The following is a 14022-nucleotide window of genomic DNA, read 5'->3' as shown; positions in this document are numbered from 1 at the left end:
ACTTACCGAGTAGATAGGACAGGTGAAGTATGAAGAACGCTTTGATTCTTGCCGCTTCCGAAACCAGCGGGGGCGAGCAACCGAATCCGATCGTGCCGAACTGGTGGGATACCGGACTGGTGCTCCTCGGGTTTGCAATCCTGCTCTTCATTGTCTTCAAGTTCGTCGTTCCGATGTTCGAGAAGACCTTCGCCGAGCGCACCGAGGCCATCGAAGGTGGCATCGCCAAGGCCGAGAAGGCCCAGGCCGAGGCGAATGCTGCGCTCGATGAATACAAGCAGCAGCTCACCGATGCTCGCACGGAAGCCAACCGCATCCGTGAAGAGGCTCGTGCAGAGGGCGCTCAGATCTTGGCAGACCTGAAGGAAAAGGCCGCGGCTGAATCCGCTCGGATCGTCGAGCAGGCTCACACCGCGATTGCAGCCGAACGTCAGGCGGCCGTTGCCTCCCTGCGGTCCGAGGTGGGCACACTGGCCACCACGCTCGCCGGACGCATTGTCGGGGAGTCTCTGGAGGACGACGCTCGTTCCAACCGTGTGGTTGACCGGTTCCTTGCTGATCTGGAAGCCAGCGAAGGCGCGAGCAAGTAATGGCAGGCATCTCAAGCGACTCGCTGGCCACGGCCCTTGCTGAGCTCGAACCGCGTCTGACCGGAGCAACTCCGGCTCTTGCGCAGGAGCTCTTTGAGGTCCTCTCGGTGCTGGACAGTTCAGCAGGTTTGCGTCGCGCCTTGACCGATCCGGCGCGGCCGGCTGCCGACAAGCTTGGTCTGTTGTCCTCGCTACTGAAGGGCAAGGTCTCCGCCGAGGCAGAGTCGATCGTCTCGTCCCTAGTGGCCGAACGCTGGTCTGACGCTCGTTCTCTGGGCGATGCCCTGGAGCGGGTGGCTGCCACCGTCGCCATTGCTGTGGCGGAGAACGCAGCCCAGAGCAAGGGGCTCGAAGAGCTCGAACGGACGCTTTTTGAGTTCTCGCAGGTAGTGGGCAGCAACCATGAGGTACAGCGTGCTCTGACCTCACCGGAGGCCACTGCTGAGGCCAAACGCACCCTGGCCTTGAAGCTGGTTCCCGGTGCGGGAGAAGCGGCCACCGTGCTGATTTCCCAGGCCGTGACGAGCCCGAGAGGCCTGCAGCCGGCCAAACTGGTGGATCGTTTTGCCGCTCTGGCCGCAGCTCGCCAGAACCGCTGGATCGCAGCGGTGTCTACGAGCCGCCCGCTCAGTGCCGAACAGCAGACCCGCTTGAAAGCTGGTCTGGATCGTCTGTACGGTCGGGAACTGAATCTGAACGCCAGCGTGGATCCTTCGCTGATTGGCGGAATTCGGGTACGCGTGGGCGACGAAGTGGTCGACGCGTCCCTGGTGACCCGCCTGGGAGAACTTCACCGACAGCTTGTCGGTTAATAGCTATACACCGAGCATCGCGGCAACTGCGGCGATCATGATAGAGGAGAGCAGGGACAGCAGATGGCCGATGTGACCATCAACGCCGAGGACGTGCGCAGCGCGCTCAATGAGTTCGCGGCATCCTACGAGCCTGGTAACGCAGAGCGTGTCGAAGTGGGCCGCGTCACCGCCGCTGGCGATGGCATTGCCCGGGTCGAGGGGCTTCCCTCGGTCATGGCCAGCGAGCTGCTGCGCTTCGAAGACGGCACCCTGGGCCTGGCCCAGAACCTTGACGTGCGTGAAATCGGCGTCATCGTTCTCGGTGATTTCACCGGAATCGAAGAGGGCCAGGAGGTGCACCGTACCGGCGAGATTCTCTCGGTTCCGGTCGGTGATGGCTTCCTGGGTCGCGTGGTTGACCCGCTGGGCCAGCCGATCGACGGTCTGGGTGAGATCGTGGCAGAGGGTACTCGTGCCCTCGAACTGCAGGCACCCGGCGTCACACAGCGCCAGTCGGTGCACCAACCGCTGCAGACCGGTCTCAAGGCTATCGACGCTATGATCCCGATCGGCCGTGGCCAGCGTCAGCTGATCATCGGTGACCGCAAGACCGGTAAGACTGCGATTGCCGTCGACACCATCCTGAACCAGCGCGCCAACTGGGCCTCAGGTGATGTGGAGAAGCAGGTTCGCTGCATCTACGTCGCCATCGGTCAGAAGGCGTCCACCATTGCCGAGGTTCGTCAGACCCTCGAAGACAATGGTGCCCTTGAGTACACCACGATCGTCGCCTCCCCGGCTTCTGATCCGGCGGGCTTCAAGTACCTCGCCCCGTATGCCGGTTCGGCTATTGGCCAGCACTGGATGTACGGCGGCAAGCACGTTCTCATCGTCTTCGATGACCTCTCAAAGCAGGCCGAGGCGTACCGCGCAGTGTCGTTGCTGCTGCGTCGCCCGCCGGGACGTGAAGCCTACCCCGGTGACGTGTTCTACCTGCACTCCCGTCTGCTCGAACGTTGCGCCAAGCTTTCCAAGGAACTCGGCGGCGGCTCGATGACCGGTCTTCCGATCATCGAGACCAAGGCCAACGACGTTGGCGCGTTCATTCCGACCAACGTCATCTCGATCACCGATGGTCAGATCTTCCTGCAGTCGGACCTCTTCAACGCCAACCAGCGTCCTGCGGTCGATGTGGGTATCTCGGTCTCCCGTGTCGGTGGCGCCGCTCAGGTCAAGTCGATGAAGTCCGTCTCCGGTACTTTGAAGCTGACTCTGGCGCAGTACCGCGACATGCAGGCCTTCGCGATGTTCGCTTCCGATCTGGACGCCGCGTCCCGCCAGCAGCTGACCCGCGGTGCACGCCTGATGGAACTGCTCAAGCAGCCGCAGTACACGCCGTTCCCGGTCGAGGATCAGGTCGTCTCGATCTGGGCAGGTACCAACGGGTACCTGGATGACGTGCCGGTCGAGGACATCAGCCGCTTCGAGGGGGAGTTCCTTGAGCACCTCCGTCACACCACGGGCATCCTGACCACACTGGCTCAGACCAATAAGCTCGATGACGACACGCTGGCCGCACTCGAGACCGCGATTGTCGACTTCAAGCAGGGCTTCTTCGGCGAAGGCGACAGCCAGCTGGTGGGCGCCGGGCATGAGGAATTCGATGCCCTGACCGGTTCCGAGGTCGACCAAGAGAAGATCGTCAAGCAGAAGCGCTGAGGTTCTCCCTCCTGGCCCCGGGTATGAACCCAGGGCCAGGAGACCAGCGAGACCTGAGAGTTTGTTGAGGAAAGGACAAGAATGGGAGCCCAGCTTCGGGTCTACCGCCAGAGGATCAAGTCGACTCAGTCGATGGGGAAGCTCTTCAAGGCGATGGAGCTGATTGCCACCTCGCGCATCGGTAAAGCCCGCGCGCGCGTTCAGGCTTCACTGCCTTACGCCAACGCGATTACTCGTGCGGTGTCGGCAGTCGCTTCTCAGTCAGAGATCGACCATCCGCTGACCACTGAGCCTGAGCAGATCCGTCGCGCTGCCGTTCTGGTCATGACCTCCAACCGTGGTCTGGCCGGATCCTATTCGGCCAGCGTGCTCAAGCAGACCGAACAGCTGGTCGAACTTCTGCACAGTGAGGGCAAAGAGGTCAAGACCTATCTGGTCGGAAACAAGGCTCAGGGCTACTTCCAGTTCCGTCACCGTGACTTTGTGCGGGCCTGGACGGAAGCAACGGATGCACCGGAGTTCAGCACCGCCCAGGAGATCAGCAAGGTCCTGCTGGAAGAGTTCGGCCTCGAGTATGAGCAGGGTGGCGTCGACGAGATCCACGTGGTCTACACACGCTTCAAGTCCATGGTGGTCCAGGAGCCGACCGTCGTCCGGTTGTTGCCGCTCGAGGTTGCGGAAGAGCAGGTCACGGATGCCTCGGAACTGCTGCCGCTCTACGAGTACGAGCCGGAACCCGAAGCCGTTCTGGACGCGTTGTTGCCGCGCTACATCGAGTCGCGGATTTTCAATGCGCTGCTGCAGGCTGCTGCCAGCGAGCTCGCTGCCCGCCAGCGCGCCATGAAGTCCGCGAGCGATAATGCCCGCGACCTGGTCAAGAAGTTCACCCGACTGGCCAACACCGCTCGACAGGCTGAAATCACCCAAGAGCTATCCGAGATTGTGGCCGGCGCCGACTCGCTCAGCGCGTCCTAAGCCGGTAGATCAGTACACCATGAGCACCACGCCATCTACACCAAGTGAAGTGAGAGAGATGACTGCCACAGCAACCGAACAGGGAGTGACCACCGCTGGCGCTACGGGCCGTATCGCCCGCGTGATCGGTCCGGTTGTCGACGTCGAGTTTCCGGCTGACGCCATCCCCGGTATCTACAATGCCCTGACTGCCGAGATCACCCTGAACGGTGCGACCCACACAGTCACCTTTGAGGTGTCTCAGCACTTGGGAGACAACCTGGTTCGCGCCATCTCGCTTCAGGCCACCGATGGTCTGGTGCGCGGTGCTGCGGTGACCGACACCGGTGCCCCGATTTCGGTGCCCGTCGGCGAGATTGTCAAGGGACACATCTTCAACGTCCTGGGTCAGCCCCTGGACGTTGCAGAGTCCGAGCTGGAGATCACCGAGCGCTGGCCGATCCACCGCAAGCCCCCGACCTTCGATCAGCTCGAAGGCTCCACCAAAATGCTGGAGACCGGCATCAAGGTCATCGACCTTCTTACCCCGTACATCCAGGGTGGCAAGATCGGCCTGTTTGGTGGTGCCGGTGTGGGTAAGACGGTGCTGATCCAGGAAATGATCACTCGTGTGGCTCGTAACTTCGGTGGTACCTCGGTCTTCGCAGGTGTGGGCGAGCGTACCCGTGAAGGAAACGACCTCTGGGTTGAAATGGATGAGGCTGGGGTTCTGAAGGACACCGCCTTGGTGTTCGGTCAGATGGATGAGCCGCCGGGAACGCGTCTGCGTGTGGCACTGTCTGCTCTGACCATGGCGGAGTACTTCCGCGATGTGAAGAACCAGGACGTGCTGCTCTTCATCGACAACATCTTCCGCTTCACCCAGGCCGGTTCCGAGGTCTCCACGCTGCTGGGCCGTATGCCCTCGGCCGTGGGTTACCAGCCGAACCTGGCTGATGAGATGGGTCTGCTCCAGGAGCGCATCACCTCGACGCGTGGACACTCCATCACGTCGATGCAGGCCGTGTATGTTCCTGCTGACGACTACACCGACCCGGCACCTGCGGCCACCTTCGCCCACCTGGATGCGACCACGGAGCTTTCCCGTGAAATCGCTTCGCGTGGTCTGTACCCGGCTGTGGATCCGCTCACCTCTACCTCGCGTATCCTCGACCCGCAGTACGTGGGTAAGGATCACTACAACACCGCGGTGCGGGTGAAGCAGATCCTGCAGAAGAACAAGGAACTGCAGGACATCATCGCGATCCTCGGTGTTGACGAGCTCTCTGAAGAAGACAAGATCATCGTCTCGCGTGCACGCCGCATTCAGCAGTTCCTCTCGCAGAACACTTACACCGCCAAGCAGTTCACCGGTGTCGAGGGCTCCACGGTGTCCATCCGGGACACCATCGAGGGCTTCAACGCCATCTGCAATGGCGATGTCGACCACATCGCTGAGCAGGCCTTCTTCAACGTCGGCGGCCTTGAGGACGTCGAGCGTCAGTGGGCCAAGATTCAAGAATCGACCAAGTAAACATGGCTGTGCTCGAGGTTGAGATCGTCGCGGCGGACCACTTCGTGTGGGCTGGCGAGGCGAGCCTGGTGAAGGCGACCACGTCCGATGGCGACATCGGCATCCTGCCGGGGCACGCGCCGATCCTGGCGTTGCTCGCTGGTGGTCAGCTGGAGATCGTTCCCACTGAAGGTTCGCGCTTTCAGGTGGAGGTCGACGGCGGCTTCTTCTCGGTGGACAGCAACCGGGTGGTCATCGTTGCAGACAATGCCCACCTTGCCGACCCGGCAAGTGCCGCGCACTAAGCGACCGAATTGAGCGATGAGTCGGAAATCGCCTTAGTTGTTCTGGGGGCTGTTTTTCTTGCCATTCTGCTTCTGATTGCAATATTTATTGTCCGGAGAGCCCTCCTGCGGGGGGCGCTGGGGACAGTCGACGCCTCCATCCGTCCAGCAGGCCATCGCTGGCGGATGGGGGTTTGTCGTTATCAGGACACAGATCTCGAATGGTTCAGACTGCTCTCCCTGAGCCCGCTGCCGCGATACAGCTACAAGCGCAGCTCCCTGGAGCTGCTGGGGCGCAGAGACCCCACAGAGGGTGAAAGAGCCCATATTCAGCCCGACTGCGTCATCGTACTGATGCGCTATGAAGGGCAGGAGCTCATGCTGGCCATGAAGTTTGAGGCCTATATTGGCCTCAGCTCGTGGCTGGAGGCTGGGCCGGTGGTCGGTGTAGGTACCTGGCGGTAAACACTGAAGACATAAAAGTAGGGCCCCGGCTAAGCCGGAGCCCTACTTTTATCTGCAGATGAGAACTAGATAACGTTCACGCCTGTGGCCTGCGGACCCTTCGAGCCCTCGCCGATTTCGAACTCAACACGCTGGTTCTCGTCCAGAGTGCGGAAGCCCTTGGTTTGGATCTCGGAGTAGTGAACGAAAACATCGTTCTCAGAGCCATCGGGAGTGATGAACCCGAAGCCCTTCTCCGCGTTGAACCATTTGACGGTTCCCTGAGCCATTGAATATCTCCTCGTGGTGAAACGGTGTGAATCTGCACCGTTGTATGCAGATCCCCAGTCACTGCGCGAGAAGAATCCTGAACAAACAACACTAAGTGGTCAATTCCGGGCGCTTCACGCTCGCAACTTGTCTTGCGAGCATGAAAAACACGTACACAAAGACTGCCTCTAGCATTCCACGGTAAAGGGTGTAGGTCAATGCGAGAGGGCAGGTTTCGGTGTAAAGTTCACCAGAAATTTCCAGAAACTACCCCTGAGCAGGCCCAGACGGGGCTCAGAAGTGTCTGTGCAGCTCTCCCAGAGAGAGCTCAGGGAGCCTCAGCGGAGCTCAGCGTGGACCAGGGATGCTGTCACAGGCGCGCCCCGGCACGGAAAACGGCGCTCAGCGCACCCTCGCCATCGAGCACGACGGCATCTGCCCGCAACCCGCGTCGCAGACTGCCCAGTTCGTCGGAGAGGCCCAGCATCCGGGCCGGGACCGCGGTGGCGCTGAGCACTGCATCTTCCAACGGAACTCCGGCGTCGGCAGTGCGCTGGACCACCTGAAGTAGCGTGGCTGTGCCGCCCGCAATGGACCCGGTGGAGTCGAGCGTCGCCACGGCGTCACGGACCGTCACCTGCGCCGGTCCCAGGCGGTAACTGCCATCCGCCAGCCCGGTGGCGGCCATCGAATCGGTGACCAGCAGAATATTTGCTGCTCCTACCAGCTCGAAGACCGTCAGGACCGTCTGCGGGTCCAGATGAGTGTTGTCTGCCACCAGCTCCACGGCGACCTTGCCGCTGCTGGCCAGACGCAGGCAGGACGCGACGGGCCCGGGGGAGCGGTGGTGCATGGGTGGCATGCCGTTGAAGAGGTGCGTCACCGTGGGTCGGCCCGCATTGCCATCGAAGCCGGAGCCGCTGAGGCCCTCCAGGGACCGCAGCAGCGAGTTGGCAGCCGTGGGGGCATCCGAGTCGGTATGCCCCAGGGAGGGGGTCACCCCGTGCTCCGTGAGCAGGTCCACCAGGGCCTGGGCGCCCTGCAGCTCCGGCGCGTAGGTCATCGTGATGATCTTGCCTTCGCCGGCCTCCAGCAGCTCCCGGGCCAGCTCAAGATCGGGTTCCAGCAGGTAGGCCGGGTCCTGGGCGCCGCAGCGGGCCTCGGAAAGGAAGGGGCCCTCGAGGTGAATGCCCGCGATCAGACCTTCTTTGACCAGGGCCTTGTGAACCTCGATGCCGCGCAGCAGATCTTCCCGGCTGGCCGTCACCATGGACGCGAGAAGGGTGGTGGTGCCGTGGCGGTGCAAGTAGTCGACGGCCTGCCGGGCTCCCTCCTCCTCACCTGCAGGGAAATCTCCGCCATCGGCTCCGTGGTTGTGAACGTCGATCAGTCCCGGCAGGATCCGGGCACCCTGCGCGAGATGCTCCAGCTCGGCACCGGGTTCCAGGACGAAGTCCGCAGCCGGCCCTGCATAGTCGATGCGGTCGCCGCTGAAGGCCAGTACGCCCTCCTCGATCCGCCTCCCGTCGGTGATGAGGGTTCCGAAAAGGGCGCGCTGGGGGGAGGCAGAAGGCAGGCTCATAGAGCCATTCTAGTGAGCCTCATCTGGCATCTAAAGGGGGGGCGTAGTGGGATCCACAGTGGGCGTCAAGGATCAGAACAGGCGTGAGTCGCTGTCGTCCACACCGCGCATGGCATCGTAGTCCAGGGTCACGCAGTCGATGCCACGATCGGCCGCCAACGTGCGGGCCTGAGGTTTGATCTGCTGTGCCGCGAAAATTCCGCGGACGGGTGCCAGCAATGGGTCCCGGTTGAGCAACTCGAGGTACCGGGTGAGTTGCTCAACACCATCGATATCGCCGCGCCGCTTGAGTTCAATGGCCACCGTGGCGCCGGCCGCATCGCGGGCCAGAATGTCGACCGGTCCGATTGCCGTGGAGTATTCCCTGCGGATCAGGCTGAACCCAGCGCCCAGCGTCTCGATCTGGTCGGCGAGCAGCCGCTGCAGATCTGCTTCCACGCCATCCTTGATCAAGCCCGGGTCGATGCCTAGTTCATGGGCGGAATCGTGGAGTTTTTCGTGGACGGTGACCAGCAGCCGGTCGTCCGTTTTTGCTGACTGGACAATCCACTGCTCGGCCACGCCGTCATCGAGACCTTCGGTCACCACGCGCAGCGTGGCCGGGGGGCTCATCCAGTTCAGTGGTTTATAGGAGCCGCCATCGGAGTGAACCAGTACGGATCCATCGGCTTTCACCAGGAGCAGACGGGTGGCCAGGGGGAGGTGGGCACGCAGCCGACCTTCGTAGTCCACAGAACACTGAGCAATCACCAAACGCACGCGTTTCACCCTACCGTGCTCCGGCGGCCGACGGTGCGGCTCCTGAGGCGGAGCATGCCCCAGAATAGAAGCATGCCGCGAACCAACCGTCCCCGCCGTGCTGTACGGGCATCTTCGGCTCGGCAGGAGCAGGAACCCGGACCGCTCGACGCCGGCAGGATCCTGGGTGGTCTGCACCGCGTGGAGCGAGCGGGGGATGGCGAGTGGATGGTGCGCCTGGTCAGCCCGGCCGCAGCGCGCAAAACGTACAGCTGCCCCGGATGCGGCGGAAGCATCCCGCCGGGCATGGCGCATCTGGTGGTCTGGCAGCAGGACTGGATTCTCGGCGATGCAGAGGCGATTGCCGCGCGCCGCCACTGGCACAGCGCCTGCTGGCGGGGCCGGAGCTTCCGCAGACGCTAAGTTGCGAGGCTGAATCTCGGTGGGGACGTGAGTAGTGGAAAGCTCCGATTTAGGATGGATGCTATGACGATCAGTGCCAGTCAGCAGCCAGCCGCGGACCCCGAAGCAATTCAGGAGATCAAAGCCTCTTCAGTTCTTCCCGCACATCGCGAGGAGATCGAGCTGCACACGGAGGACGGGCTCATCCTGGTGGGTGAACTGGCGCTCCCCGCGGACGGCCCGGTACGCGCAACCCTGGTCACTCTGCACCCCTTGCCCACCCACGGTGGCTTCATGGACTCCCACGTGTATCGCAAAGCTGCCGCCCGGTTGCCCGCACTGGCTGGGATCGCCGTCCTGCGCTTCAATACCCGTGGTACCTCCTCGCCTCGTGGCTGCAGCGAGGGCGCCTTTGAAGAGGGCATCGGTGAGGAGGCAGACGTCCGTGCGGCAAGCCAGTTCGCGCTCGACCGGGGACTGCCGAACCGCTGGTTGGTGGGGTGGTCCTTCGGGACTGAACTGGCGCTCAAATACGGTGCTGTTACCCCGGTGGCGGAGCAGACGCAGGGAGCGATTCTGCTCTCGCCGCCGCTCAAACGCGCCGACGATGCCGATCTGGACCGTTGGGCCGCTTCGGGCAAGCCGCTGACCGTGCTGGTTCCTGAATTCGATGATTACCTTCGCCCGGAGGAGGCTGCACAGCGGTTTGCCCGGGTTCCCCAGGCGCGGGTCGTGGGGGTTGAGGGTGCCAAGCATCTCTGGGTGGGCGAACGCTTCGCGGCCCGGGCGCTGCAGGAGATCGCTGACACCGTGCTGGGCGTCTCCGAACCGCTCCCCACCAGCTGGAACGGCCCGATGAGCTCCTTCTGAGGTGGCCCTACAGGCGATTCTGCCGGGTGAGGAACAACTCCCGGATCAACAGCATCACGGCCGCCGCCGTCGGGATGGCCACCAGGGCGCCCAGCACACCCAGGAGGCTTCCGCCGGCAATCACTGAAATCACTGCCACGGCACCGGGAACAGCAACGGCCTTCTGCATGATGCGCGGTGAGACGAAATACGCCTCGAACTGCAGATAGGCGAAATACAGCACCGCATAGACCAGCGCGGTCTGCCACCCCGCACTGAGAGCTACGAGGCTGACCAGGATTCCCGCGATCATGCCGCCCACCAGGGGAATGAACGCCAGCAAAGCCACCACGAAGGCCAGCAGAATGCTGAACGGGACGCCGACAATCGACATCACGATGAAGGCATAGACAGCGTTGATCAGAGCGACACAGACCTGACCAATCACGTAGTTGCCCACGGAGGTGGTGATTTCCTCGCTCAGCGCCTCCACTTTCTTGCGATTGGAGCGTGGCGCCAGCAGATAGCCCCAGCGCTTGATATTGGGCAGTGAGGCGAGGAAGTACAGGCTCAGCACCAGGACGATCAGCGCACCGAAGAGACCGTTGACGATCGAGGAACCCAGCCCCAGCACGCCGCCGGCCACCCCACCGACGGCCTGAGAGTTGCCGAAGAATTTGGCAACCTCTTCAGAGATGCGGTCCCGGACATGGAACTGGGAGTCCACGTTCTTGAAGAAATCTGAGTTCAGGAAGTCATTGACCCAGCCCGGCGCCTTGGTCACCAGCTGAGTGGTTTGCGAGACGATGGTGGGGATCAGGGTGGCAAAGAAGCCGACGACGGCGCTGACCAGAACGGCCAGCGTGATCAGAATGCCGGCGGCCCGCGGGATCTTCCGGGCTTCCAGCCAGCGGACCACAGGGTCCAGACCCAGGGCAATAAACAGCGCGGTCAGAATCCAGAGCAGAAGCTGATTGGTACTCACGGCGACGAAATAGAGGCCCAGCGCGATGCCGACACCCAGCGTGGCCATGAACCCGAAGTAGATGGGGTGGGCAAAGACGAACTGCTGATGCCGGCCCTCGGAACGCGTACGGGCCGGACTCTGGATCGGCTGCCCCGAATCCTCCGTGGTGGGTTCCTCCTCTGCCGGCGGCTCGAAGCGCATGCGTGGCTGGGCCCCGGGGAGCGGCTTGCGCAGTTGCTTGGTGATCGAGGTCCACCAGTGGGCAGGCTTGTTACTGGGTAGGGGTTGCTGTGCCTGAACGCTCGAGGGAACGGGCGGATGCACGGGGTTCGCGCTCGTGGTGCCAGCCGGGTTCGACCGGGTGTTTTCTGAACTTTCCGTGCTCACTCTGGCTCCCTGCTCACTATGGGCTTTGCGTACATTCCTCGTGCCCATGTTCATCCTGTCGATATGGAAACTATACCCATGGAGCAGTCTGAATCCGGGGTGCTCGCCAGAGTCAGCAGTGAGCTGTTCCTGGCCGGTCCAGGTGCCTCGGGAGCCGGATGCCAGGCTGTGCACAGCGCCCGGGGCGGCGCGGCTGGTAACGAAACGGTTACCCTTAAGGGAATGAATAAGCCGTGGCCTGCTCGCGGTGGGAGCCGAAGTGAATGGTTGTGAGGAAGACATCGTGCGCGAAAAACTGAAGTGGCTCGGTCCGCTCGCCGTGGTCATCGTTGGCCTGTTGCTCATCTCCTGGGGGGTCGCTCAGCGCACTGTGTGGTTGCCGCCATCGTCAGTGACCGTCAAGCTTTCGCTCTCCTCCCTGGAGGGGGCAGGTAGTGCTCCGTTGATCGTTCTGGACTCGTCGATTCTGAAGCAGAAGACGGGCGCGATGACGATCACGGCAGAAGGCCCGGGAACTTTGCGATTGATCCAGGGCCGCAGCGACGACGTGGATGCCTGGGTGGGTACCACCCCACACGTTCAGGTAACCGGGATCTCCGATGATCATCAGTCCTTGCAGGCCAGTTACCAAGCCGGGAACGGACCCACTGCTGACCCGGCTGGTTCTGACCTCTGGCAGCGTGAGCAGACCGGGAACGGCACCGTCAGCGTGGACTGGAAGCCTATCGATGACGGCAAATGGTCCGTGCTGCTGGCCAGTGATGGCAAGGCGGCTGCGGCGGACTCGGTCTCGGTCACGGTGCCTCAGGACAACTCGACCCCGTGGGCCGTCCCGCTGATCGTGGCTGGTGGCATTCTGATTCTGCTGGCCTTGCTGTATGTACTGGTCAGCCGGGTGCTGCGCAGTAATAAGAGCAAGTCGGCACGCCCAAGTGCCGGGCGCCGGAGCGCGGGGACCCCGCCGACGGGCATGCTGCCCCAGCTTGCCGGAGACGACCTGACGAAGGAAACTGCCGGGAAAGACACGGTGCAGGAAACCTCGGCAGAGGGCGTGGTGAGTACCACCACTGCGGCAGCCGCCGATGAGCCGGTAAAGGCTGAGGTGCCTGAAAAGACGGCTGAAAAGACTGGTGCTCAGCTCCCTGCCTCCGAGTCCCACGACGCATCTGAGTCTCACCACGCCGAGTCTGCGGAAACAGACACCTCTGAAGAATCCCCTGCAGGAGGCTCGGCCGAGATCAAAAAAGCCGAGATCAAAAAAACCGAGGTCAAAAAAACCGAGGTCAAGGACTCTGACGAGCCGGACGGCGTGGCCAAGGCCACCAACACTGACCAGCCGATTCTGCCGGTCAAGGCAACCAAACCGAAGAAGGGGCCTGGTGCAGGGGGTGCAGGTCTTGCCTCGGTGGGCCTGATTTTGGCCGGGTTGCTGGCGGCTGGCTTGCTGCAGCCCACCACAGCCCGGGCAGATGAGAGCCCCAGCCCGTCGGGGACCAGCTCGTCGAGCCCGTCCACCAGCCCAGGTAGCTCAGCAAGCCCTTCCAGCACCGCTACTGCCTCGGGAACACCGAATGCGGCCGCACAGCAGGGCGACGCGGCTCCCGTGCTGAGCGATTCGCAACTCAATCGAGTGCTGGATTCCGTGGCGCAGACGGTCAGTAACGCCGACGCAGCCAAGGACGCCAAACTGCTGGCCCCGCGCGTTGGTGCTGAAGCACTGCTGGAGCGCACCGCGAATTACACGATTCGTGCCAGTGCGCCGGATTACGCGGCCCGCGAACCTGTGGCTGCGGAAACCAGACTGAGCCAGGTCGTCTCCACCGACCGCCGGTGGCCGCGCGTCACCCTGGCGATTACGCAGAACTCCAAGAATCTGGTCCCTCAGATTCTGACGCTGGTCCAGGCAAACCCGCGCGAAAACTACAAACTGGTGGCTACCGCGCGAATGCTCCCCGGTCAGACCCTGCCGAATGTGTCCGCTGGGGGATCAGCGCTGGCGGCCAATGATGCTGCCGGTACCGCGAGCAGGACGCCGAACGCGGCCATGTCCGCCTTTGCCGGTCTTCTGAGTGCACCCGACGGAGATGCGAAGGCCTCTTTTGCGGACTCCACCTATGTCTCGGATCTGGCTGCCTTCCAGAACAAACTGGTGGCGGATGCCAAGGATGCAAACTTCGGCTTCAAACATGAGGTGGACCCGGCCTCGGTGAAGTCCTTTGTCACCAGCGATGGCGGACTGATGGTGGTCGGCTCGTTGACCTTCACGGTGGATGCGACGCCCAAGGCAGACGGTGCGACCCTGTCACTGACCGACCCAGGATCGAAGGCACTGGCCGGAGGCGACTCCACCAAAAAGGGCTATGTGCTGACCTTCCATGAATACGTCATGGTGCACATCCCGCCGGCGCCCGGTGGCAAGATCGATGTGGTGGCGGCCGAGCGTGGGCTCACCAGCGCGACGTTCAAGCAATAAACCACAGCCTCAGGAGGCGCGCCCTCGCGGTGCCGTCGCCCCACCTTGGGGATGCT

The 14022-nt window shown here is 62.6% G+C and carries 14 protein-coding genes; 10 read left to right on the top strand and 4 right to left on the bottom strand.

What is annotated here, in order from left to right:
* The first annotated feature begins 29 nt into the window (after positions 1-29).
* The 7 genes from QQM37_RS04325 to QQM37_RS04295 all read left to right on the top strand — a co-directional run bounded on the left by QQM37_RS04325 (position 30) and on the right by QQM37_RS04295 (position 6319).
* Positions 30-590, top strand: a complete 561-nt coding sequence (locus tag QQM37_RS04325) for a F0F1 ATP synthase subunit B (protein WP_285725310.1) — start codon at positions 30-32, stop codon at positions 588-590.
* On the top strand, positions 590-1402 hold the full coding sequence (locus tag QQM37_RS04320; protein ID WP_285725309.1) for a F0F1 ATP synthase subunit delta: 813 nt from the start codon (positions 590-592) through the stop codon (positions 1400-1402). Before QQM37_RS04325 ends, QQM37_RS04320 begins: the two co-directional genes overlap by 1 nt.
* A gap of 63 nt (positions 1403-1465) precedes the next feature.
* On the top strand, positions 1466-3103 hold the full coding sequence (gene atpA / locus QQM37_RS04315) for a F0F1 ATP synthase subunit alpha (RefSeq protein WP_285725308.1): 1638 nt from the start codon (positions 1466-1468) through the stop codon (positions 3101-3103).
* An 81-nt stretch (positions 3104-3184) separates the two neighbouring features.
* Positions 3185-4078 carry a F0F1 ATP synthase subunit gamma gene (locus QQM37_RS04310; RefSeq protein WP_285725307.1) on the top strand — a complete coding sequence of 298 codons (894 nt, stop codon included), beginning with the start codon at positions 3185-3187 and terminating at the stop codon, positions 4076-4078.
* Positions 4079-4136: 58 nt separating this feature from the next.
* Positions 4137-5591, top strand: coding sequence for a F0F1 ATP synthase subunit beta (gene atpD, locus QQM37_RS04305; RefSeq protein ID WP_285725306.1), 1455 nt, complete (start codon positions 4137-4139; stop codon positions 5589-5591).
* A gap of 2 nt (positions 5592-5593) precedes the next feature.
* On the top strand, positions 5594-5875 hold the full coding sequence (locus QQM37_RS04300; protein ID WP_285725305.1) for a F0F1 ATP synthase subunit epsilon: 282 nt from the start codon (positions 5594-5596) through the stop codon (positions 5873-5875).
* Between the two features lie 27 nt (positions 5876-5902).
* The gene (locus tag QQM37_RS04295; RefSeq protein ID WP_420030122.1) at positions 5903-6319 is read left to right on the top strand and encodes a DUF2550 domain-containing protein; all 417 of its coding nucleotides are present in this window, start codon (positions 5903-5905) and stop codon (positions 6317-6319) included.
* Between the two features lie 65 nt (positions 6320-6384).
* On the opposite strand, the gene QQM37_RS04290 is transcribed toward QQM37_RS04295, so the two are convergent.
* The 3 genes from QQM37_RS04290 to nucS all read right to left on the bottom strand — a co-directional run bounded on the left by QQM37_RS04290 (position 6385) and on the right by nucS (position 8909).
* Positions 6385-6588, bottom strand: coding sequence for a cold-shock protein (locus tag QQM37_RS04290; RefSeq protein WP_285725304.1), 204 nt, complete (start codon positions 6586-6588; stop codon positions 6385-6387).
* A 350-nt stretch (positions 6589-6938) separates the two neighbouring features.
* The gene (locus QQM37_RS04285; RefSeq protein ID WP_285725302.1) at positions 6939-8150 is read right to left on the bottom strand and encodes an N-acetylglucosamine-6-phosphate deacetylase; all 1212 of its coding nucleotides are present in this window, start codon (positions 8148-8150) and stop codon (positions 6939-6941) included.
* Positions 8151-8222: 72 nt separating this feature from the next.
* Positions 8223-8909, bottom strand: coding sequence for an endonuclease NucS (gene nucS, locus QQM37_RS04280; RefSeq protein WP_285725301.1), 687 nt, complete (start codon positions 8907-8909; stop codon positions 8223-8225).
* A 72-nt stretch (positions 8910-8981) separates the two neighbouring features.
* On the opposite strand from nucS, the gene QQM37_RS04275 reads away from it, so the two are divergent.
* Both QQM37_RS04275 and QQM37_RS04270 read left to right on the top strand, forming a co-directional pair.
* On the top strand, positions 8982-9311 hold the full coding sequence (locus tag QQM37_RS04275; protein WP_285725300.1) for a hypothetical protein: 330 nt from the start codon (positions 8982-8984) through the stop codon (positions 9309-9311).
* Positions 9312-9374: 63 nt separating this feature from the next.
* Complete coding sequence (locus QQM37_RS04270; protein ID WP_285725299.1) at positions 9375-10160, top strand: alpha/beta hydrolase; 786 nt, start codon at positions 9375-9377, stop codon at positions 10158-10160.
* Between the two features lie 7 nt (positions 10161-10167).
* On the opposite strand, the gene QQM37_RS04265 is transcribed toward QQM37_RS04270, so the two are convergent.
* Positions 10168-11493 carry an AI-2E family transporter gene (locus QQM37_RS04265; RefSeq protein WP_285725298.1) on the bottom strand — a complete coding sequence of 442 codons (1326 nt, stop codon included), beginning with the start codon at positions 11491-11493 and terminating at the stop codon, positions 10168-10170.
* 283 nt (positions 11494-11776) lie between these two features.
* Here QQM37_RS04265 and QQM37_RS04260 point away from each other — a divergent pair, with 283 nt between their 5' ends.
* The gene (locus QQM37_RS04260; protein WP_285725297.1) at positions 11777-13966 is read left to right on the top strand and encodes a prolipoprotein diacylglyceryl transferase; all 2190 of its coding nucleotides are present in this window, start codon (positions 11777-11779) and stop codon (positions 13964-13966) included.
* The last annotated feature ends 56 nt before the right edge of the window (positions 13967-14022 follow it).

Origin of the sequence: Psychromicrobium xiongbiense, assembly GCF_030271165.1 — a bacterium.
GTDB lineage: Bacteria > Actinomycetota > Actinomycetes > Actinomycetales > Micrococcaceae > Renibacterium > Renibacterium xiongbiense.
This window is presented reverse-complemented; position numbering and strand designations above follow the sequence as displayed.